This window comes from Arthrobacter crystallopoietes (assembly GCF_002849715.1).
GTDB lineage: Bacteria > Actinomycetota > Actinomycetes > Actinomycetales > Micrococcaceae > Crystallibacter > Crystallibacter crystallopoietes.
The window spans coordinates 1,695,575-1,715,001 of record NZ_CP018863.1 but is presented as its reverse complement, the minus strand read 5'-3'; the positions used below and the strand labels follow the sequence as shown (position 1 = coordinate 1,715,001).

Sequence of the window (19,427 nt, the reverse complement as noted above, 5' to 3'; positions counted from 1 at the left end):
CCTCACCCCTTGAGGCCACCTGCGAGCAGGCCGCGGACAAAGTAGCGCTGCAAGCCGAAGAACACCGCCAGCGGAATGATCATGGAAACGAAAGCGCCCGCGGTGAGCCGGTGCCATTCGTTGCCCCGCGTGCCGGTCAGCTCGGCCAGCCGCTGCGTAATCGGGGCGACATCCGCGGTGCCGCCGGAGAAGACCAGCGCCACCAGAAGATCGTTCCACACCCACAGGAACTGGAAGATGCCGAAGGAGGCAATCGCCGGCACCGAAAGCGGCAGAATGATCCGCCAGAAGATGGTCGCGTGGCCCGCGCCGTCCACGCGCGCCGCTTCGATCACCTCGCCCGGAATTTCGGAGATGAAGTTGTGCAGCAGGAAGATGGCCAGCGGCAGGGCGAAGATGGTGTGCGCTATCCACAGCTGCGCGTAGGTGCCCGCGGGCAGCAGCTGGAATTCGCCGATTTTCAGGTTGATGAACAGGGACAGCAGCGGAATGAGGGCCATCTGCAGCGGAACGATCTGCAGGGCGAAGACGAAGATGAACAGCGTATCTTTGCCCCGGAACCTGCCCCAGGCGAAGATGTAGGCCGCCATGGACGCGAGCACCAGCGGGAAGATGGTTCCCGGGATGACGATGGCCAGCGAGTTCAGGAAATACTGGCCCAGGTTGGGCGAAGAGCTTCTGCCCGAGGCCAGCACGTCGCCATAGTTCTCCAGCGTGAACTGGAAGTCCCCGAGGAAGTTCCACCAGCCGCTGTTCTGGATGCTGTCTTCGGGCCTGAAGGAGGAGATGAACAGCCCGAAGGTCGGGATGGTCCAGATGGTCGCGATGATGATCGCGGCCGCCGTAGCGCCGCGGGAAGTCAGCCGCTGCCGGACCCGCCGGGCCATGGGCTCCGGCCGGCCGGACTCGATGGTGTCTTCGGTCGCCACCGCCGTCGCCGCGGACGCATCTGCTGGTATGGCGCTCATCGGATCTCCCTCTGCATCTTCAGCTGCCGTGCGTTGTAGACGACGATGGGCAGGACCATCAGGAACAGCACGAGCGCGAGCGCGGCACCGCGGCCGGGCTCGTTGGCGCGGAACGCCTGGGTGTACATCTCGTTGGCGATGACCGAGGTTTCGAAGTTGCCGGCGGTCATGGTCCGGACAATATCGAAAACTTTCAGCGTGCCGATCGTGATGGTGGTGATCACGACGATCAACGCGCCGCGGATGGACGGGATGGTGATGTTGCGGAACTGCTGCCAGGCGCTGGCGCCGTCCAGCCGTGCTGCCTCGACAATCTCGTTCGGGATGCCCTTGATCGCAGCGGACAGGATGACCATGGCAAAGCCGGTCTGGATCCAGATCATCACCGCGATCAGGAAGAAGGTGTTTTCCGGTGCGTCGAGAAGGAACTGTTTGGGCTCGCTGCCGAACCACACCAGGATCTGGTTGAGCAGGCCGATCTGTTCCTGTTCGGCGCCGCGGTAGGCGTACATGAACCGCCAGATCACGCCCGCACCGACCATCGAGATGGCCATCGGCATGAAGACCAGCGCCTTCAGGCCCTTTTCGCCCCGGGCCCTGTCGATAAAGACCGCATAGGCGAGCCCGATACCGGTCGAGAGCAGCGGCACCAGGATGACCCAGAGCACCGTGTTGCGCAGCGTGACCAGGGCCTCGGGTTGGGTGAACATCCAGACGAAGTTGTCCAGCCCGTTGGGATCGCCGTTGCGGTCCGTGAAGGCCAGCAGGGCCGTCAGCACGGCCGGGCCGACCAGTCCGATAGCCAGCAGAACGGCCGCAGGGGCAAGGAACCCGATGATCGTGGCCTTGTCCCGGAACGACTTCGGCGCCCTGTCGACCAGCAACATGATCAGGCCGATGATCGCGACGAAGATGGCAAGGGCAACCACCACCTGGAAAAACTTCTCGCCAAGATCCTCCATGGCGCAGCCTCCTTCATGCGGGGATTGAAGCGAATGGGGCCCGGCCGGCTCGACTCTTCAGGCGGGCCAGCCGGGCCTGTGGACTCAGTTACTCACTGGGCCAGCTGGATTCGATGGAATCCAGTACTTCCTCGGTGGACTTGCCGTTGATCCACTCGACGATGCCGCTCCAGAAGGAGTTGGCTCCGACCGCTCCGGGCATCAGGTCCGAGGCATCGAAGCGGAACACCGTGTTTTCATCCTGCAGCAGCTCGATGGACTGCCGGTCCAGCGGGTTCTGCGCCAGCGACGGGTCCAGGCCCTTGTTGGCGCTGATGGCCGCTCCCTGCTGCACGCGGTTGTTGGCGAATTCCGCCGAGGCCATGTACTGCTGGAACGCTGATACTTCTTCGCGGTCCGCGTAGGCAGCAACGAATTCGCCGCCACCGGTGATCGCGCCGGCGCCGGCTTCCTCACCGGGAGTGATGAAGGCCCAGACGTCGCCGTCCTCGGCCACGGTGGTGCCCTCCGGCCAGTTGGCTGCCTGGAAGGTGGCCTGGTGGTGCATGGCGCAGTTGCCGTCGAGCACCGGCTGGCCGCCCTCTTCGACTGTGGTGGAGAGGATGGAGCGGACGTCGCCGAAGCCGCCGTTGACGTAGTCCGGGTTCTTGACGATGTCTCCCACGGCGTTGAACGCGTCGGCGATCTGCGGGTCGTTGAACGGAATCTCGTGGCTGATCCACTGGTCGTAGACCTCCGGGCCGGCCTGGCGCAGCACCGCGTCCTCTACCCAGTCCGTGCCCGGCCAGCCGGTGGCCTCGCCGGCTTCAAAACCGGCGCACCAGGGCTTCATGGTGCCCTCGTCCGCGATGGTCTGGGACAGGGTCATCATTTCGTCCCAGGTCTGCGGGACTTCCCAGCCCTTCTCTTCGAAGGTGGACGGTACGTACCAGACGTACCCCTTGACGCTGGCCAGCATTGGAGCCGCGTAGAAGGTGCCTTCCACGGTTCCGTAGCCCTTCCAGTCCTCGGACCAGTTTTCATCCACGAGTGCTTCGACTTCCGCTGGAGCCGGCTTCAGGTAGCCTGCCTTGGCATGGGCTGCCAGCAGGCCAGGCTGCGGAATGATGGCAACGTCCGGCGGATTTCCGGCCTGGGCGCGCACACCGATCTGGGTCTCGAATTCGTTGGAGCCTTCATACACGACGTCGATCCCTGTGCACTCTTCGAAGTCCACCCAGGAGTTCTCGAGGCGCTCCCCTTCGAGATCGGTGATCGTTGAGTACACGCTGACCTCGGCGCCGTCGAACGTTCCGTAGGTCTCGTAGGTATTGCAGTCCGCGGCTGCCTCCGAGCCGCCTCCTCCCTCTTCTGAACCGCCGCCTGGGCCGCAGGCGGAGAGGGTGAGGGCCAGCGCACTGAGTGTTGCCAACGGCAGAACTGCCTTTTTCGAGCGGACAAATCCCATGATGTGACTCCTTTGTCAGGTGGCCGCGAGTGAACTGGACAAAGCAGCAGTAAGCCACCAAGTGTGGATCGGGTATCTGAAACGTAAACGCTTACGCTACGCAAGACAAGAACGTTTTACCGGCCGGTAGGCTTTGATGCCGAATTGTGACCCAAGCCACCCGGGGCTGCCGGCGCCGGGCCTCGGCAGGACCCCGGCAGAACTACCAGCGGAGGATCAGTGGACGCGCTCGGTGCGCCCCAACCGGGCACGCGCACTGGTACCGATGCTGATGACCACAGGAGTCTCCCGGCCGATCACCAGGTCCAGCGCTTCCACCAGGTGCGAGACCTGCTCGGCCACCAGGTATGGCGACACACCCTTGCGCGGCAGCACCCTGATACGCAGGCCCGGTGTGCCCCGGAACTCGTAGGTGGCGACGCTGGCATGCAGGATTTCCTCGCGCTCCAGCAGGGCACTCTTCAGCGCCTGCTCCGCCACCGCAGCGCCAAGCTCAACGGTGCCGGGGCCGCCGTCGTCGTTGTAATCCGCGGCCAGGGTGCTCGCGCGGCCCTTGCCTTGCTGCGCCACCCAGGCGACCATCAGGACGATCAGCACCAGCATCAGCAGTGCCAGCACAATCCACAGCCAGCTGTCCCGCTGGCCCGGCAAAGTGGTCGCGGCCAGCAAGTTTTCGATGCCCGCGCCGGCCCGGCGCGTCAGCGCATGCCAACTGCCGGCCAGGGCCGGAACCGCGGCCAGCGCCACGGTGGTGGCGCCCACACCGATCAGCAGCAGTCCGATCAGGACCAGCAGCACGCGGTTGAGCACCCGCGGAGTCTCATTCATTGGCCCACCACTCCCGACGTCGAAACTCTGACCCGGACCTCGGGCATGGGATCGATGTGGGAACGCTGCAACTCGTCCTCCACCGCCGACTGGATGGCGGATGCCTCCACGGGAATGCCGGAAGTGGGACGCAGCTGGACCTCCACCAGTGTGCGTGAAACCGTCACGAGTACCTGTTCCTCGGTCACATTCGCCCGGGTCCGCGCGCGCCGCGCCAGCGACGAGGCCAGAACTTCGTCGTCTACGACGGCGATGCCGCGCCGGCTGGGAAGGACGTGGCGGTGCAGATGGCCGGGCAGGACACCCTGCAGGAAGAAGAACAGGCCGGCGAAGAGGATCAGCACGCCGCTGGTGCCCAGGATCAGCGTGGGCACGTTCTCCGGCAGCCGGTTCAGCCAGGCCGCGAAGTCCCGGGGCTCCAGCAGCCAGGCGGGTTGCCCGATGGCTTTCAGCGCGGCTTCGAGCAGGACGTAGAGACAGATCAGCGAAACCAGGACCGCGGCGATGATCGCCGCCGGAGCACGGGAACTGCGGGTTTCGCGCAGAGCCAGCCGGTCGTTGAAGCGGTCCCCCGCCTCGTAGGCAGTGGCCGGGCCGTCATAGTGTTCCTGGTAGTCGGTGCCGCTCATCGGACGCGGCCTCCGCCCTGGATCCGGATTCCGGTCACGCGGATATCCACCCGGCTCAGCGTAGATCCGCTGATGCGCGTGACCCGGTCCAGGATTTCCCCTTTGGCGGCGTGCACCCGCTCCCAGATCGAGCCGCCGAAGCCAGCCACCAGCTGCGGGTCCTGCAGGACGCGAGTCAGCGAGGGAATGCCGATCGGCAGGGCCAGCGAGAGCGCTAGATAGCCCTGGTCGTCCCGCCAGCTGGCCCGGATGAGCGTGGGGGCAACGCCAAGGACTTCCCCGGCCACGCCTTGGGCGGTGCTGGTCAGGGCCTGCGTGCTGACGCGGTTGTGTCCGGCGAGCCTGCGCTCTGCTCCGCGGGCCGGAACCGCGGCATCAGCGGCAGTCATGAAGAGGAGCGGCGTCCGGTCAGCGCGTCGCGGACACCGCGCAGATCGAGCTTGCCGTCCGCGGCACGGCCGATCAGGGCGCCGACGGCGAGGAATACGGCCATCAGCAGGAAGCCCCAGAATTCGAATACCAGTGCCGCCCAGGCCAGGGCCGCGCCCACGGCCATGCCGACTACGGTGTTGCTCATTTTTGGCCTGCCTCCAGGTTCTCCAACGGCCCTCACGGGGCCGGCTGCCTGGCGGATTTCTCCGCCGTCGTTTTCGGGTCATTGAGGCCGGGCACATGAACGTCGTTGATTTCCACGTTGACTTCGATGACATCCAGCCCGACGAACTGCTCCACGGCACTGTAGACCGCCGCACGGACTTTCTGCGCGAGTTGCTGCAACGGCACCCCGTACTGGGCCACCAGATTGATGTCCACGGCCACCTGGGTCTGCCCCACCTCCACGCGGACGCCCTGGCCGATATCGCTGCCGCCCACGGCGTCGCGCAGCGCGCTCAGTGCGCGGGCCGTGCCCGAACCCAGTGCGTAGACACCGCTGACGCTGCGTGCCGCCACCGCGGCGACCTTGGCTACAGCAGTGTCCGAGATGGTTGTCCGGCCGGGTGCCTCCGGACCTGCCTTGTGCAAGGCCGGCTCCTGGAGGGCAGGGTCGGGGATGGCGGGCTGGTACGCCGGCGGTTGACCTGCCGGATTCTGGTTCTCCACCTGTTCTCCCATCGCCATGCTTTCTCTTGAAGCTAGCCTAACGCGTATGGCCGACGGCGGGAGCGCCCGGTTAAAAGGTGCAGTTGGACTTCAGCCACTCCTGGATGGGCTCTACCGCTTCCCGGAATGATTCGTCGTCGAAATCGGTCAGGTCCTCGTGCTTGGCCAGCTCCGCTTCAACCTCGTCCAGCTCGTCGTGTAGCTCGGCCGGCGCCTTGTCCCGCAGATCCTCGACCTCGGCCTGCAGTTCGTCCAGCCGTGCCTCGTCCACGCCCGCAATAAAGCTCAGCGGTGCCAGCATCAGGACGGCGACTTTGGCCGCCACGGCCGTGCAGGCTTCGGTCCTGGTGCCGTAACTTCCCCATTTGCCGGTGTCCTCGGACAGGGCGGAATCATCAGGATTGCTGCTGGAACCGTCCGGGCTCTCCGAGCGCATTTCATCGGCCGGCAGCCCGGCTCCCCCATCGCCGAATGTTCCGGAGCCGGAAGCGGACGACGGCGGCTGTCCGGCTTCCGCTTCAAGCGATGGGTCCGGTTCGCCCACCCCGGGCGACGTTAGTCTCGCCGAGGCCTCGGATGGGGACTGCGGGAAGGCGGTGCAGGAAGTCAGTCCTACGACGGCGGCCATGAAAATGACCGCGGCCTTCGCCAGGAACAGTCCTGTCCTGCCAAATGAAAATAGTGCCGTACCCACGCAAATAGGGTACCGGGCCACTCTGTGAAGACCATGGGAACGTTTCAGCCGTGCTGGGCGGATATCCCCGATAATTTGCGGGCCGGATGCGGCGAGGGCGGTGTTAAATGAAAGAACCCCGCGCTTCCGTGAAGGCGGGGATCTAAGTGGTGGCTCCGACCGGCGTCGATCCGGTGACCTTTCGATTTTCAGTCGAACGCTCTACCAACTGAGCTACAGAGCCTGGGAACATCTGACGATGATCACCGTTGACTTTCTAAATCACTCTAGAAAACCAGAGCGACCCTGACGGGACTCGAACCCGCGACCTCCGCCGTGACAGGGCGGCGCGCTAACCAACTGCGCTACAGGGCCTTGCTTTTTTTGCCAGCATTCATCTTACCAGTCTTTTGGAGCGGTTTTGACCACGTCCGCTTGACTGGAAATCAGCTTACTGAGTACCCCCAACGGGATTCGAACCCGTGCCGCCGCCGTGAAAGGGCGGTGTCCTAGGCCGCTAGACGATGGGGGCCTTAGGACCACTTCGGATTGTTACCCGCTGTGGACTCATAAAACTATAGAGCCTAGATCCGGATTTTCCAAAACGGGTTTTTGGCACGGGTAGAGTCGATACGTGCCGATGGAAATGTCCCTGCCGGATTTCGAGGACGCGGTCAACGACGCGATCGATCAGATACCGGACAAGATCGCCCGCGAGATGAGCAACGTGGGCATCTTTGTCGAGGAGGAATACACCCCGCAGCCGTGGGAGGATCCCGAGATGGAACTGCTCGGCCTCTACGAAGGGACACCCCTGACGGAGCGGGACCACTGGTGGGACGCCGGCTCGCTTCCGGACCGGATCACCGTGTTCCGCGGACCGATCCTGCGGATGTGCGAGAGCCGCGACGAGGTCATCCACGAGGTCCTGGTCACCGTGATCCACGAGGTGGCCCACCATTTCGGCATCGCCGACGAGCGGCTGCACGAATTGGGTTGGGGCTGAGCATGGGTCACGGCCATGGACACAGTCACCGTCTGCCCGCTTCCGGCACCGCGACCGCCAAACACCGCAAGAAGCTCATCTGGGTAGTCGCCATCACCCTTGCCGTGGTGGTCATCCAGGTTATCGGCGCCTTGATCTCCGGCTCCCTGGCCCTGCTGGCCGACGCCGGCCACATGCTGTCCGACGCGGCAGGTGTCTCGATCGCCCTGATGGCCGCGTGGATTGCCACGCGTCCGCCCTCGGACAAACGCACCTACGGCTACCAGCGCGCCGAAGTCCTGGCGGCACTGGCCAATGCCGTGGTGCTGATCGTCATTGCGGTCATCATTTTCCTGGAGGCGTTGCGCAGGTTCGGGCAGACGCCGGAGATCCATACCGGCGCGATGCTCCTGACGGCCGTACTCGGCGCCGTCGCAAATCTCGTCTGCCTGCTGATCCTCCAGGGCGGACACAAGGAAAGCCTCAACGTGCGCGGCGCCTATCTTGAAGTGCTCGGGGACCTGCTGGGCTCGGTCGCGGTGATTGTCGCCGCCGTCGTTGTTGCCCTGACCGGCTTCGTCCAGGCGGACACGTTCGCTTCCATCCTGATCGCCGTGATGATCCTGCCGCGAGCCTGGAGCCTGCTGCGCGACGTCGTCAATGTGCTGCTTGAGGCGACGCCAAAGAACGTGGATGTGGCCAGCATCCGCGAGCACATCATGAGCGCCGACGGCGTGGTGGACGTCCACGACATCCACATCTGGACCATCACGTCCGGCGTTCCGGTGTTTTCGGCACACGTGGTGGTGGCCGACGAGACCCTTCACGCCGAGGGGATCGACCGCGTGCTGGACCGGCTTTCCGGGTGCCTGGGCAGCCATTTCGATACTGAACACTGCACGTTCCAGATCGAGCCGGTTTCCCACGCTGACCACGAAACCCGCCACCACGACTAACGTTCCTGCCGGTGCCGCTCCTGCGGATTTCCCCGGCAAAGGCACGTCCCTTTCTGCGACACGCCCTGCATAAATGAGGTAGAACTACACTGTTGTTACTACTGTTTCTACTGGGACAAATGTTGCCAAAGTGACTAGGGATGCATATTCTCAAGGAGTTGTGAATGCAGACCGGTCTCCCGTTCGGCCTTCTTTCGAAGCCCGAGACCGCCTCGATCCCGTGATCGGCCGTTCCTGAACGCGTGCATTCATTGCTCATTTGCAGCTGGGGGACCGTACACATGGGGATGTCTGAGGGGCGCTCTGCCCGTTCAAAACGCACGACGCCGGTGCACACCATTTCGCTGGCGGCTGCCACTGTCGCTTTGCTCGCCACAGCCGGCCTGCCTCCGGCCGTCGCGGCACCCACGGGCGAGCTGCCGCAGGTCTCGGTGTCCGCACTGCAGGTTCCCGCCAAACCCGTCCTGACCGACAAAGACATTGACGCCGCCAAGGGGGACGCCGAGGCGACGAAGGCACTCGTCGAACGGATCGAAGAGCAGCTGCGCACGGCCAGCGGGGAGCTGGAAAGCGCCCGCTACGAGACGATGCAGTCGCAGAACAACTACAGCACCGCCCTGCTCATCCAGCAGGACCGCACGTCCGAACTGGAGGACGCACGCGGCAAGGCGAAGCAGGCCGGTGAATATTTCGAAGCCGTACAGGACCAGGTGGGTCAGCTCGCGGGCGAGCTGTACCGCAATGGCGGCGTCAACCCTGGCTTGAGCTCCCTGCTGGCCAGCGCCGATGCGGATGAAGTGCTCTATAAGGCGTCCACTCTGGATGCGCTGTCCGATAACCGGTTCCAGACCCTGACCGCCGCCCAGCAGGCGGCCCAGCTGTGGACAGCCTGGGAGCTGCACGTCTCGGAAGCCGAAGAAGCCGCCCAGGACGCGGCTGCCGCGGCCAAGGCCGCGGAGTCGAACGCCAAGGCTGCCAGCGCGGCCCATGAACAGCTCGTCAGCAAACAGGAGGAACAGCGCCAGATCCTGCTGGACCATCTGGCCGAACTCCGCGACACCAGCGTGGCCGAGGAGAACCAGCGGATCGCCGCACTGGAAGAAACGGAGCAGCAACGCCAGTTCGAGGCTCTGGTGGCCGAGTCCGAACGCCAGGCAGCCGCGCAGCCAGCAGCAGCCGCCAACCAACCAGCGTCCGGCAATACCGGAAGCCCGGCCCAGATACCTGTGACGGTAGTTCCGGCTGCGGACGGCATCACTCCGGCCCCGGCTCCTCCGGCTCCGGCCGCCCCCAGCACCCCGTCGGCGCCTTCCGCACCGGTGGCTCCCCCGGCTCCTCCTGCTGCCGCGCCGGCACCTGCCCCGGACCGCGCACCGCAGCCTGCGCCCGAGCCCGAACCTGCACCGGCGCCGGCCCCCGCGCCGCCGCCACCGGCGCCCGCACCGGCGCCCAAGCCTTCGCCGAAACCGGCTCCGCCGAAGCAGGAGCCGGCTCCCGCACCCGCACCGAATTACTCCATGGCGCAGACCGCGATCAACTACGCGACCGCCAAGGCCTCAAACAAGAAGTCCTTCTACGAATGGGCCGGAAACGGGCCGTGGGGATTCGACTGCTCCGGCCTGACCCAGCAGGCCTTCGGCACGGCGGGCAAGTGGATTCCGCGCACGGCCACGGCACAATATGACCTGGCACCGCACAAGGTTTCGCTGGGCAATCTGCAGCCCGGAGACCTGGTGTTCTGGGGCACCGAAGGAAACTTCTGGCATGTGGCGCTCTACATCGGCGGCGGCCAGGTGGTCCACGCCATGAACCCGAACGACGGCCTGCGCGTCACGCCCATTGGCTACATGTACGGCAAACTGCATGGATATGGAGCCCGCTGGACCTAAAGCCGGGGCTACGGACAGGGCAGGATCATTCCTCCGGCATCGGACCGAATTTCTTGCGGTCGTCGAGCCGCGGATCGTGGGCATCCGGCACCACCATGACGGGGCCCTTGGCATGATGCAGGACTCCCTGGCTGGTAGAACCGAGGAGCATACCGGCAAACCCGCCGCGTCCGCGCGTACCCATGACCAGCAGTTCTGCCGTCCGCGTGGCTTCGATGAGCAACTCCACGGGAGAGCCGTCCTGGACCTCGCCGCTGATCTGCAGGCCGGGGAAGTGGCTGCGCAGCCAAGCGACGCCGGCATCCAGCTGTGACCGGAGATCCGCGTACAGCGCTTCCCGGTCCAGCGGCGCAGGCACCCAGGCCAGCGAACCGGTGAAGGGCGGCAGTGCGCAGATGACACGCAGCGGCCGGCCCCAGCGCGCGGCCTGCTCGGCAGCAACGAGCGTGGCCATGCGCGCCTGCTCCGAGCCGTCGACGCCGACCAGGACAACCTTTTCCACGTCGTCGGGCTTGACCGGAATGTCCTTGGTCTTGGGCAGTTCGAAATCCACGCCTTCGAGCCGCGGAGCGCAGGCCAGCGGAATGGTCACCGAGGGGCAATGGGCGTGCGCCGGGACGGCACTGCTGACCGAGCCCAGCAGCCGGCCCATGAAGCCGCCGCGCCCACGCGTACCCACAACTACCAGCTCCGCCTCTTCGGACAGTTCCAGCAGCACCCCGGCGGCGTCCCCGGTTTCCACTGTGGCGTGGACCTCGACGCCGTAACCGTCAACCTTCTCCACAGCCTGCTCAAGCACGGCTTCCGCGCCCTCGCGGATCACCGCATCATCCAAGGTGGCGTAGCCGGCATCCATGCTCGAAGCGGCGAAAACGGGAACGGTATAGGCGGTGATGACATGCAGCGGGGTCCGGCGTTTCTGTGCCTCCTGGGCTGCCCACACCAGCGCACAGTGGCTCTGGTCCGAACCGTCCACACCAACCACGATTCCGCGGGGCGTTCCGCCGTGGCTGGCATTACCGGGTGTTGCGTTTGTCATTGCTCCCGCCTCCCTCGAAGGGGCAACTGCTCCGTTGCCATCTACTCTCAGCTTACTCCCAGAGAAGCCTCTTCTCAGGGAGGGCAAATTTGGATAGGCTTCGAGAAATCGCTGTCGAGCTCTCCCTCGGCCTGTGACCTGTGCCCGATGCGGATCCCGCCGCCGTGGCACTCTCCTACCCGTTCAAGGAGGCTGTACGGTGAGTGCTGTGTGCCCCGCAGACGTACCGATCGAGTCCACCACCACCGTCGTCATCGGTGCCGGCCTGCCCGGCCTCGCCGTGGCCAGTGAACTGAGCAGGCACGGCGTTGCCTCCATTGTGCTGGAGGGCATGGGCACCGCCGGCAAGCGCAGGAGTGTCATGACGGACTCGGTCTCGCTGACGGAACGCTCGGAATTGCTGCGGCTGCTCCGCGGCTATGCCAACAGCCACTGCCTGGACGTCCGCCCAAGCACCATGGCCAGCAAACTGAGCCGGGATCCGCAGCAGAAGTGGGTCATCCACACGGAGCAGGGCATCCTGCAGGCGGAGTCGGTGGTGCTCACGGACTGCCCGCAGAACCAGGTCCGCCGGTTCCTGCGCGGCCTTGGTCTCAGCCTCGGCAAGGACCTGCGGACATCGTTGAAGTCCCTGGGCCTCTACCTGGTGGGCGTGGCCGATCTGCTCACGCCCAGCACCAGGGAGATTGTCCGGCAGGCCAAACTGGTCGGCGACGCCATTGCCGGCGGCCGCATGCTTACCGCCTGAGCTACTCGCCGCCCTTGCCGAGACGGCGCTTCGCTGTCACCCCGATGACGACGCCAAGCACCACGAGCGCGGCGACCATGCCGAGGACGCTCCACGGTACCGTCTGGCCGGCTACCGTTACGCCCGCCGGCGCGTCAGCCGGATTTTCCTGCGTCTCGATAGGCTCCGGGGTTCCCGCACCGGCATCCGTGCCCGCGCCGGCACTGGCACTGGCACCTTCTGTGCCCGCTGCGCCGGATTCCACGGTGAAGGTGAAGTTCCCTTCGATCGGATGGGCGTCGGATGACACCACACGCCACACCACAGAGTATTCGCCCGCGGGCGCATCCGCCCTGATCGGCTGGCTGACTTCGGTGTCCGTGATCTGCACCTCGCCGTCGGCCCAGTTGGTTCCCGACGAATCCTGGATCTGCACTACGGAACCCAGCGCCACGGGGACGTTGCTGAAGGTCAGCGTCAGCTCCTCGGGCATGGTCTCCACCGTCGCACCGTCTTCCGGAGTGTGCGAGAGAAGTTCATCGTGGGCTTGCGCCCCGGCGGCGGGAAAGAGTACGAAGGCGGCGGCCACCAGCACAGCCGTGACTAACCTAACGGCTGCGGAGGCACTCAGGAGAAGCTTTTTCACTCCTCCAGCCTACGTCGAGGGTTAGGATTCATGGGAAACGCGCCATCCCAACACATCTGCGGAGGACCTCTCCATGCCCCGACAGGGAAATGTACAGACCAAACAGGGCTTCCTGGCCAAGGTAGACAACTATTTTGAGATCACCAAAAGAGGCTCCGACTTCTCGCGTGAAATCCGTGGTGGTCTGGCTACCTTTTTTGCCATGAGCTACATTGTGGTGCTCAATCCGCTGATTCTCAGCGGCGCAGACTCCAACGGAGATGAACTCGGTGGTGCGCGCGTGGCTGCCGTCACCGCCTTGGTGGCCGGTGTGCTGACCATCGTCATGGGAGCCTGGGCGAAGTATCCGTTTGCCCTCGCGACCGGCCTAGGTGTCAACGCGTTCATTGCGGTCACCGTGGCCAGCAACCCCGGCCTCACCTGGCCCGATGTCATGGGTCTGGTGGTGCTCTCCGGTGTCACCATGCTGATCCTGGTGCTGACCGGCTTCAGAACGGCCGTCTTCCGGGCTGTTCCGGCGAGCCTGAAAACAGCCATCGTGGTCGGCATCGGCATGTTCATCGCGCTGATCGGCCTGGTCAACGCCGGCTTCGTCCGCCGCGTGCCCGACGTTGCCGGCACGACCGTACCCGTGGGGCTGGGCTTCGACGGCAAGCTCATGGGCTGGCCCACTCTGGTCTTCATTTTCGGTCTGGTCCTCACCATGGCCCTGGTGGTGCGCAAGGTCAGAGGCGCCATCCTGATCGGCATCGTGGCCGCCACCGTCTTCGCCCTGATCGTGGAGGCCGTTGCCCATCCCGGTTCCCAGGGCGCCGGGGTACCCACCGGTTGGTCGCTTGTCACGCCGAGCCTGCCGGACTGGAGCGCCCCGGACCTGAGCTTGATCGGCCAGGTCAACGTCTTCGGCGCGTTCAGCGAACTCGGTGTCACGGCCGCCAGCCTCCTGGCCTTCGCCATCCTGCTCAGTATCTTCTTCGATGCGATGGGCACCATGGTGGGCCTGGCCAACGAGGCCGGCCTGACCGACAAGGAAGGCAACATCCCGCACGTGGACCGGGTGCTGCTGGTCGATGCGGCCGGCGCCATCGCCGGCGGTGGAGCCTCGGTTTCCTCCAACCAGATCTACGTTGAATCCGGCGCCGGGATCGGGGAAGGCGCCCGGACCGGGCTGGCCAGCATCGTCACCGGCCTGCTCTTCGTCGTGGCGATGTTCTTCACACCGCTGATCTATCTGGTGCCGTTCGAGGCGGTGGCTCCGGCGCTCGTCGTCGTTGGTTTCATGATGGTGTCGCAGGTGGGCCGGATCGACTGGTCGGACTGGGGCGTGGCACTGCCGGCCTTCCTGACCTTCACCCTGATGCCGTTCACCTACTCGATTGCCAACGGCCTGGGCGCCGGCTTCATCGCTTACGTCATCATCCGGGCCGTGCAGGGCCGCACCAAGGACGTGCATCCGCTCATGTGGGCGGTTGCCGCGGCATTCGTGATCTTCTTCGGGATCGGGCCGATCGAGCAGCTCCTGGGCATGGCCTGACGGATTAAAACCGAGATGCCGGGGCTGGGCCTAACTTGGGGGGATTAGGCTTCAGCTCCCGGCATCCGGCACCGGATCAGGTCCGGTTGAGCAGACAGGGTGCTCCAGCCACCATCCATAGTGTCGAAGCCGATTTTTGTCCCCGGTCTGCCTCCGAAGAGTTCACCGCAAGCGGCTCCCTCCCGGGCCTTTACGGTCTCCCATGACCGTTCGTTTCCTAATGTAATACAGAACCTGCTGACAAGTCACAACTATCGGTGAAACGATCCTAATTCTTTGCCGGGTCTTGCAGAACGGCAACGCCTCTGGAAAACTTTGCCACTTCCTCACGGCCCCAGAGCTGGGCCGGGACTGCGCCGCCCAGCAGGGCCCGCACGAGCTGCGGGTCGTCGCCGAACGGAATGTCGCTGCCGGCGATAATGACGTTGCCATAGCGCCGTCCTTTAAGCATAGGCGGGTCCGCGATGATCAGGGTATGTTCGAAGACGCTTGAGATGGTCGCGGCCTCAGCGCGGGCGCGCAGCAGCTGCGGCGTGTCCCCACAGTTGACCAGATAGATTCCGCCCGGTGCGAGCACCCGGCGGGCGGCCTGGGTGAACTCCAACGTGACCAGGCTGTCCGGGGTCTGGCTGCCGGCGAAGACGTCCCGGATGATCAGGTCCCGGCTGTTTTCGGACAGCGATTCGGTGACCTCCCGGGCTTCGCCGACACGGATGCGCACCAGCGGAGCCTTGGGGATATCGAACCACTGCCGAACCAGCTCGGCCAGTTTCGCATCGATTTCGACGACGACCTGCCGCGCGTCCGGGTAGCGCGACGCGAGGTAACGGGCCATCGAGCAGGCGCCGCCGCCAAGGTGGAGGGCGCGCAGGGAACCCGTTGCCGGCCAGTGCGACTCGATCAGCGCCGCCATCCAGCGCATGTACTCGAAGTCCAGCCGCTCGGGCTCGCCGATCACCACATGCGAGGACTGCACGCCGTTGATCTTTAGCAGCCAGGCGTCCGTTCCGTCGGCGTCCCGGACCAGTTCGGCCACGCCGGAGGAAATCTCGTACCGGCCTTCGGCGGGCCCGGCAGCAGCAGCGGCCGGCTCGGGATTCCGGCCGCGGTTGCGCCGTCCCATCAGCCGTTCCGGTCGGCGAAATCAGGCGCAGTCATACCGTTGATCGTAAGACGTCCGCCGCTCCTGCCGGAAACCGTCTACTTCACAACCGCGAAGGCGAAGCCGTCCCAGCCCTTGGAACCGATGGTCTGCAGCGCCGTGGCATCCAGCCGGTCATCGCTGCCCAGCAACGCCAACGCATCGCGCGTGCCACGGATGGCCGCCGCCTCCGCATCGTCCCCGCCCGCGCCGGCCTGGTCCGCATCCAGCACGCTGCCGCCACGGACCACGTTGTCCACCACGATCAGGCTGCCGGAGCGGGTCAGCTTCAGCGCCCAGTTGACGTAATTGGCGTTGTTTTCCTTGTCGGCGTCAATGAAGACCAGGTCAAAGGGGCCCGCGCCTTCAGCCTCGAGCTGCGGCAACGTGTCCAGCGCGGCGCCCACCCGGATGCTGACCTAGCCGCCGACGCCGGCCCGATCCAGATTCCCCCGCGCCACCTCGGCATGGCGCGCCTCGTACTCGCAGGTGACCACTTCGCCGTCGTCCGGCAAGCCGCGCGCCAACCACGTGGTGCTGTAGCCGCCCAGGGTGCCGATTTCCAGCACCTTCCGGGCCCCGGTCAACCGGGCCAACAGCATCAGCAGTTTTCCCTGCGGCGCGGCCACTTCGATGTGCGGCATTCCGGCGGCCGCGGTGGCGTCGCGGGCCGCGGCGAGCGCCTCGTCTTCGCCGACCAGCGTGGCGGTGAGGTACTCCTCCACCTCCACCCAGCGCTCTTCCGGCCCGGCGTTCATGCGCTGTCCTGTTCGGTGATGGCTGCTTCCAGCCGTTCCACCTTGCCGGTCAGTTCCCCGTAGTAGCCGGGCCGGATGTCCGCTTTCAGGACCAGCGAGACCCGCTCGCCGAACTGTCCGACGGCTTCCGTGGCCCGCTTGATAACGTCGAAGACCTCGTCCCACTCACCTTCGATGGTGGTGAACATGGCATCCGTCTTATTGGGCAGGCCCGATTCGCGGACGATTTTCACGGCGGCGGCAACGGCCCCGTGGACCGAAGCGTCGTGCGGTGCGGGCCCTGTGGCAGGCGCCCCGGATGGAGAAACTGAGAAGGCTACAAGCATGAGCCCAGTCTTACACAGCCACCTGCGGTGCAACAGGCTTTGCCGTGGCGGTAGTCCGTGGCGGCGGGCTTTGGCAGGATGGGGATGGACCACTCTTCCCGGGAGGCACGTTTTATGCTGATCCTCGTCATCAACTCCGGCTCCTCGTCGCTGAAGTACCAGGTGCGCGAGTTCCCTTCGGAGGACAGTGCCGTCCTGGCCGACGGCAGCATCGGGCAGATCGGCGACGGCGAAGTCCGCGACCACACCGACGCCCTTGAGGCCATGGCCAAGGAGCTGGACCGGCAGCTTGGCTCCCGCAAGATTGACGCAGTGGGCCACCGGGTGGTGCACGGCGGCGAGGACTATGACCGGCCCGTGCTGATTTCGCCCGAGGTGCTGGAGACGATCGAGCGCCTCAGCCCGCTGGCCCCGCTGCACAACACGGCAAACGCCGAAGGCATCCGGGCGATCGGCAGGAAGTGGCCGGACATTCCGCAGGTTGCCGTCTTCGACACTGCCTTCCACCGCACGTTGCCCGAACACGCCTGGCGCTATGCGCTGCCCGATGAGCTGTACCGCGAACACAGCATCCGGCGGTACGGCTTCCACGGCAGCAGCTTCGAGTACGTCACCGGGGAGGCGGCCAGGCTGCTCGGCATCCCGCTCGGTTCCTTCAACGCCGTGATTGCGCATGTGGGCAACGGCGCCTCGGCCACAGCCATCGCCGGCGGGCAAAGCGTGGACACCTCCATGGGGCTGACCCCGCTGGAGGGCCTGGTCATGGGCACCCGGCCGGGCGATCTGGACCCCGGGCTGGTGCTCTTCCTGCAGCAGACCGGCCGGACCCCGGACGACCTGCAGGACCTGTTCAACCATGAATCCGGCCTAAAGGCTCTGGCCGGGGAGAGCGACATGCGCAGGATCGTCGAAGCAGCAAACAACGACGACGCCAAGGCGGTCCTGGCGCTCGAGGTGGCGAGCTACCGACTGGCCAAGTACGTCGGCGCCTACCATGTTGCCTGCGGCGGCGCCCAGGCTCTGGTCTTCACGGCCGGCGTCGGTGAGCATTCCGCCGCGTTCCGCGCCCTCGCCGTCGACCGCCTCGGTGCACTGGGCATCACCCTGGACAGTGAGGCCAACGCGGCGGCCGACGATCCGCAGGAGGCGTGCGTTATCAGCGACGCCGGATCCGCCATTCCTGTCCTGGTGGTGCCCACGGACGAAGAAAAGGTTATCGCCGAGGCGGCCGCCGTCGTTATTCAGGGCAATTAGCCATGATTAGCCAGGGCCGTTCCGAATCAGCACGGTCCTGAATCAGCGCAGCGCATGCCTCGCGGGCTGCGCTCCCTGTCAGCCCTTGAGGTGCGCCCGCTCCTTGGTCGAGTTTTCGATATCCGACGCCGTGGCTTCGATCAGCTGATGCGCCAGGTCCGACAGGGCCCGTGCAGCGGCCAGCTCATCGCCGATCTTGGGGACGTCGGAGTCGATTGGATTGAGCCGGGCCAACCCGATGCCCCGGTGATCTCCTCCGCCGTCCGCCTTCAACTTGGCTTCGGCCCGCGTTTTCCCTTCGTACTCGTCGATGACGATCTCCACCGACCAGCGTTTTTCCTCCATGGTCACCGCCTCCTCTTAACACCCCCCACTTTCCGACGCCATGAGAACTGCGTCAAGGGTCTGCGGGCACAGAGTTTGCCGGTGCTGTCTAACCCCAGCCGGCGAGGCGGAGCAGGGCCGCCGCAGCGGCGCCGGCGATGACGACGACGAGGAACGGCGCGCGCAGCGCCAGGGCAACCGCGGCCGCCAGCAGTGCGCCCACGCGCGCATCGAAGGTCAGCTGCTGGCCGGAGGAGAAGGCGTTGACCACCGTCAGCGAGGCCAGCAGGCCGATGGTCAGCGTGGCGGCAACGCGGGACATCCGTTCGTTCTTCATCCATTTCGCCGGCACCAGATAGCCCACGAGCTTGGTGGCGTAGCTGACCACACACGCGACGAGAATCCAGAACCACAGGCTCATTCGGGCCTCCTTTGGTCCGGGCCGTTCTTGCCCCGGCCGCGGCTGGCCGTAGCGTCTTCTGGCAGCACCATGTGGTGGCAGTCGTGCTCGGAGTACGGCTCGTCGTAGGGTTCGATGTCCGGGGCCATGCCGGCGGGAACGCGGTTGTGCGCGAACCAGCCGATGACCCCGGCGACGCCTGCGGCCACCAGAATGGGCACGCCGCTGGGCAGGAAGGGGACGGCCAGCAGCGTGGCCAAACCGCAGACGACGGCGATCGCGGCCGGTTCCTTCCCCTTGAGCCGGGGCCACAGCAGTGCCAGGAACGCCGCCACGGCCGCCCCGTCCAGTCCCCACTGCTTCGGATCGCCCAAGGCGTTGCCGGCGAGCGCGCCCACGGCGGTGAAGAGGTTCCACAGGAGGAAGATGCCCACCCCGGCGGTCCAGAAGCCGCGGCGCTGCTCGCCCGGGTCGGTCTGCCCAGAGGCAGTGGCGGTGGATTCGTCGATGGTGACCTGGGCGGCCAGCAGTTTCCGCCAGTGCCGCGGCGACAGCAGGGCGTTCATCTGCATGCCGTAGATCCCGTTGCGGATGCCGAGCAGGGCCGAGGCACTCATGGCCGCAATGCCGGTGCCGCCGCCGCTGATGACGCCGATGAAGGCGAACTGCGAGCCGCCGCTGAAGAGCAGGAAACTCAGGGCCATGGTCTGCCAGAAATCCAGGCCTGACGCCACGGACAGGGCGCCGAACGAGATCCCGTAGAGCCCGGTGGCGATGGCGATGGAAAGCCCCACCTTCACCGCGGGGGACTGCAAAAACTTCACCCCACCAGACTAGTCC

The 19,427-nt window shown here is 65.5% G+C and carries 22 protein-coding genes, 3 tRNA genes and 1 pseudogene; 6 read left to right on the top strand and 20 right to left on the bottom strand.

Features of this window, described 5'->3' with window-relative positions:
• Positions 1-2: 2 nt before the first annotated feature.
• From AC20117_RS08195 to AC20117_RS08140, 12 genes are all read right to left on the bottom strand, one after another.
• Positions 3-968 (bottom strand): carbohydrate ABC transporter permease, encoded by a 966-nt coding sequence (locus tag AC20117_RS08195; RefSeq protein ID WP_074700149.1) that lies wholly within the window; start codon positions 966-968, stop codon positions 3-5.
• Complete coding sequence (locus tag AC20117_RS08190; protein WP_074700150.1) at positions 965-1,930, bottom strand: carbohydrate ABC transporter permease; 966 nt, start codon at positions 1,928-1,930, stop codon at positions 965-967. The genes AC20117_RS08195 and AC20117_RS08190 overlap by 4 nt, the downstream gene beginning before the upstream one ends.
• A gap of 88 nt (positions 1,931-2,018) precedes the next feature.
• The gene (locus AC20117_RS08185; protein WP_074700151.1) at positions 2,019-3,377 is read right to left on the bottom strand and encodes an ABC transporter substrate-binding protein; all 1,359 of its coding nucleotides are present in this window, start codon (positions 3,375-3,377) and stop codon (positions 2,019-2,021) included.
• A 216-nt stretch (positions 3,378-3,593) separates the two neighbouring features.
• Positions 3,594-4,205 (bottom strand): hypothetical protein, encoded by a 612-nt coding sequence (locus tag AC20117_RS08180; protein ID WP_074700152.1) that lies wholly within the window; start codon positions 4,203-4,205, stop codon positions 3,594-3,596.
• Entirely contained in the window at positions 4,202-4,834 is a 633-nt protein-coding gene (locus AC20117_RS08175) for an Asp23/Gls24 family envelope stress response protein (protein WP_083339668.1), read from the bottom strand. Before AC20117_RS08175 ends, AC20117_RS08180 begins: the two co-directional genes overlap by 4 nt.
• Entirely contained in the window at positions 4,831-5,223 is a 393-nt protein-coding gene (locus AC20117_RS08170) for a hypothetical protein (protein WP_074700153.1), read from the bottom strand. Before AC20117_RS08170 ends, AC20117_RS08175 begins: the two co-directional genes overlap by 4 nt.
• Positions 5,220-5,411 carry a DUF2273 domain-containing protein gene (locus AC20117_RS08165; protein WP_074700154.1) on the bottom strand — a complete coding sequence of 64 codons (192 nt, stop codon included), beginning with the start codon at positions 5,409-5,411 and terminating at the stop codon, positions 5,220-5,222. The genes AC20117_RS08170 and AC20117_RS08165 overlap by 4 nt, the downstream gene beginning before the upstream one ends.
• A gap of 32 nt (positions 5,412-5,443) precedes the next feature.
• Complete coding sequence (locus AC20117_RS08160; RefSeq protein WP_074703131.1) at positions 5,444-5,935, bottom strand: Asp23/Gls24 family envelope stress response protein; 492 nt, start codon at positions 5,933-5,935, stop codon at positions 5,444-5,446.
• A 70-nt stretch (positions 5,936-6,005) separates the two neighbouring features.
• Positions 6,006-6,629 carry a hypothetical protein gene (locus AC20117_RS08155; RefSeq protein ID WP_139186761.1) on the bottom strand — a complete coding sequence of 208 codons (624 nt, stop codon included), beginning with the start codon at positions 6,627-6,629 and terminating at the stop codon, positions 6,006-6,008.
• A 147-nt stretch (positions 6,630-6,776) separates the two neighbouring features.
• Positions 6,777-6,852: transfer RNA gene (locus AC20117_RS08150), tRNA-Phe, on the bottom strand.
• A gap of 57 nt (positions 6,853-6,909) precedes the next feature.
• Positions 6,910-6,983: transfer RNA gene (locus tag AC20117_RS08145), tRNA-Asp, on the bottom strand.
• An 84-nt stretch (positions 6,984-7,067) separates the two neighbouring features.
• Positions 7,068-7,140, bottom strand: a tRNA-Glu gene (locus AC20117_RS08140).
• A gap of 108 nt (positions 7,141-7,248) precedes the next feature.
• Here AC20117_RS08140 and AC20117_RS08135 point away from each other — a divergent pair.
• The 3 genes from AC20117_RS08135 (at position 7,249) to AC20117_RS08125 (ending at position 10,438) form a co-directional block, all read left to right on the top strand.
• Positions 7,249-7,614, top strand: a complete 366-nt coding sequence (locus tag AC20117_RS08135; RefSeq protein ID WP_236777554.1) for a metallopeptidase family protein — start codon at positions 7,249-7,251, stop codon at positions 7,612-7,614.
• 2 nt (positions 7,615-7,616) lie between these two features.
• Complete coding sequence (locus tag AC20117_RS08130; RefSeq protein ID WP_074700157.1) at positions 7,617-8,549, top strand: cation diffusion facilitator family transporter; 933 nt, start codon at positions 7,617-7,619, stop codon at positions 8,547-8,549.
• 281 nt (positions 8,550-8,830) lie between these two features.
• Positions 8,831-10,438 (top strand): C40 family peptidase, encoded by a 1,608-nt coding sequence (locus tag AC20117_RS08125; protein WP_139186762.1) that lies wholly within the window; start codon positions 8,831-8,833, stop codon positions 10,436-10,438.
• 25 nt (positions 10,439-10,463) lie between these two features.
• Here the strand turns inward: AC20117_RS08125 and AC20117_RS08120 are convergent, their stop codons facing one another.
• The gene (locus AC20117_RS08120) at positions 10,464-11,477 is read right to left on the bottom strand and encodes a universal stress protein (RefSeq protein ID WP_074700158.1); all 1,014 of its coding nucleotides are present in this window, start codon (positions 11,475-11,477) and stop codon (positions 10,464-10,466) included.
• 199 nt (positions 11,478-11,676) lie between these two features.
• Here AC20117_RS08120 and AC20117_RS08115 point away from each other — a divergent pair, with 199 nt between their 5' ends.
• The gene (locus AC20117_RS08115) at positions 11,677-12,225 is read left to right on the top strand and encodes an FAD-dependent monooxygenase (protein ID WP_074700159.1); all 549 of its coding nucleotides are present in this window, start codon (positions 11,677-11,679) and stop codon (positions 12,223-12,225) included.
• Between the two features lies 1 nt (position 12,226).
• On the opposite strand, the gene AC20117_RS08110 is transcribed toward AC20117_RS08115, so the two are convergent.
• Positions 12,227-12,850 carry a copper resistance CopC family protein gene (locus AC20117_RS08110; RefSeq protein ID WP_236777468.1) on the bottom strand — a complete coding sequence of 208 codons (624 nt, stop codon included), beginning with the start codon at positions 12,848-12,850 and terminating at the stop codon, positions 12,227-12,229.
• Positions 12,851-12,923: 73 nt separating this feature from the next.
• Between AC20117_RS08110 and AC20117_RS08105 the strand changes: the two genes are divergently transcribed.
• Positions 12,924-14,384, top strand: coding sequence for an NCS2 family permease (locus AC20117_RS08105; protein WP_074700160.1), 1,461 nt, complete (start codon positions 12,924-12,926; stop codon positions 14,382-14,384).
• A gap of 268 nt (positions 14,385-14,652) precedes the next feature.
• Here the strand turns inward: AC20117_RS08105 and AC20117_RS08100 are convergent, their stop codons facing one another.
• The 3 genes and pseudogenes from AC20117_RS08100 to AC20117_RS08090 all read right to left on the bottom strand — a co-directional run bounded on the left by AC20117_RS08100 (position 14,653) and on the right by AC20117_RS08090 (position 16,609).
• Complete coding sequence (locus AC20117_RS08100; RefSeq protein WP_074700161.1) at positions 14,653-15,507, bottom strand: spermidine synthase; 855 nt, start codon at positions 15,505-15,507, stop codon at positions 14,653-14,655.
• A gap of 77 nt (positions 15,508-15,584) precedes the next feature.
• A pseudogene (locus AC20117_RS08095) lies at positions 15,585-16,283 on the bottom strand (O-methyltransferase).
• Positions 16,280-16,609, bottom strand: coding sequence for a thiamine-binding protein (locus AC20117_RS08090; RefSeq protein WP_074700162.1), 330 nt, complete (start codon positions 16,607-16,609; stop codon positions 16,280-16,282). Before AC20117_RS08090 ends, AC20117_RS08095 begins: the two are co-directional and overlap by 4 nt.
• 114 nt (positions 16,610-16,723) lie before the next feature.
• Between AC20117_RS08090 and AC20117_RS08085 the strand changes: the two genes are divergently transcribed.
• Positions 16,724-17,863 (top strand): acetate/propionate family kinase, encoded by a 1,140-nt coding sequence (locus tag AC20117_RS08085; RefSeq protein ID WP_074703134.1) that lies wholly within the window; start codon positions 16,724-16,726, stop codon positions 17,861-17,863.
• Positions 17,864-17,941: 78 nt separating this feature from the next.
• On the opposite strand, the gene AC20117_RS08080 is transcribed toward AC20117_RS08085, so the two are convergent.
• The 3 genes from AC20117_RS08080 to AC20117_RS08070 all read right to left on the bottom strand — a co-directional run bounded on the left by AC20117_RS08080 (position 17,942) and on the right by AC20117_RS08070 (position 19,411).
• Positions 17,942-18,208 carry a DUF1876 domain-containing protein gene (locus AC20117_RS08080; protein WP_074700163.1) on the bottom strand — a complete coding sequence of 89 codons (267 nt, stop codon included), beginning with the start codon at positions 18,206-18,208 and terminating at the stop codon, positions 17,942-17,944.
• Positions 18,209-18,296: 88 nt separating this feature from the next.
• Positions 18,297-18,608 carry an AzlD domain-containing protein gene (locus AC20117_RS08075; protein ID WP_074700164.1) on the bottom strand — a complete coding sequence of 104 codons (312 nt, stop codon included), beginning with the start codon at positions 18,606-18,608 and terminating at the stop codon, positions 18,297-18,299.
• On the bottom strand, positions 18,605-19,411 hold the full coding sequence (locus AC20117_RS08070; protein ID WP_074700165.1) for an AzlC family ABC transporter permease: 807 nt from the start codon (positions 19,409-19,411) through the stop codon (positions 18,605-18,607). The genes AC20117_RS08075 and AC20117_RS08070 overlap by 4 nt, the downstream gene beginning before the upstream one ends.
• Positions 19,412-19,427: the final 16 nt, after the last annotated feature.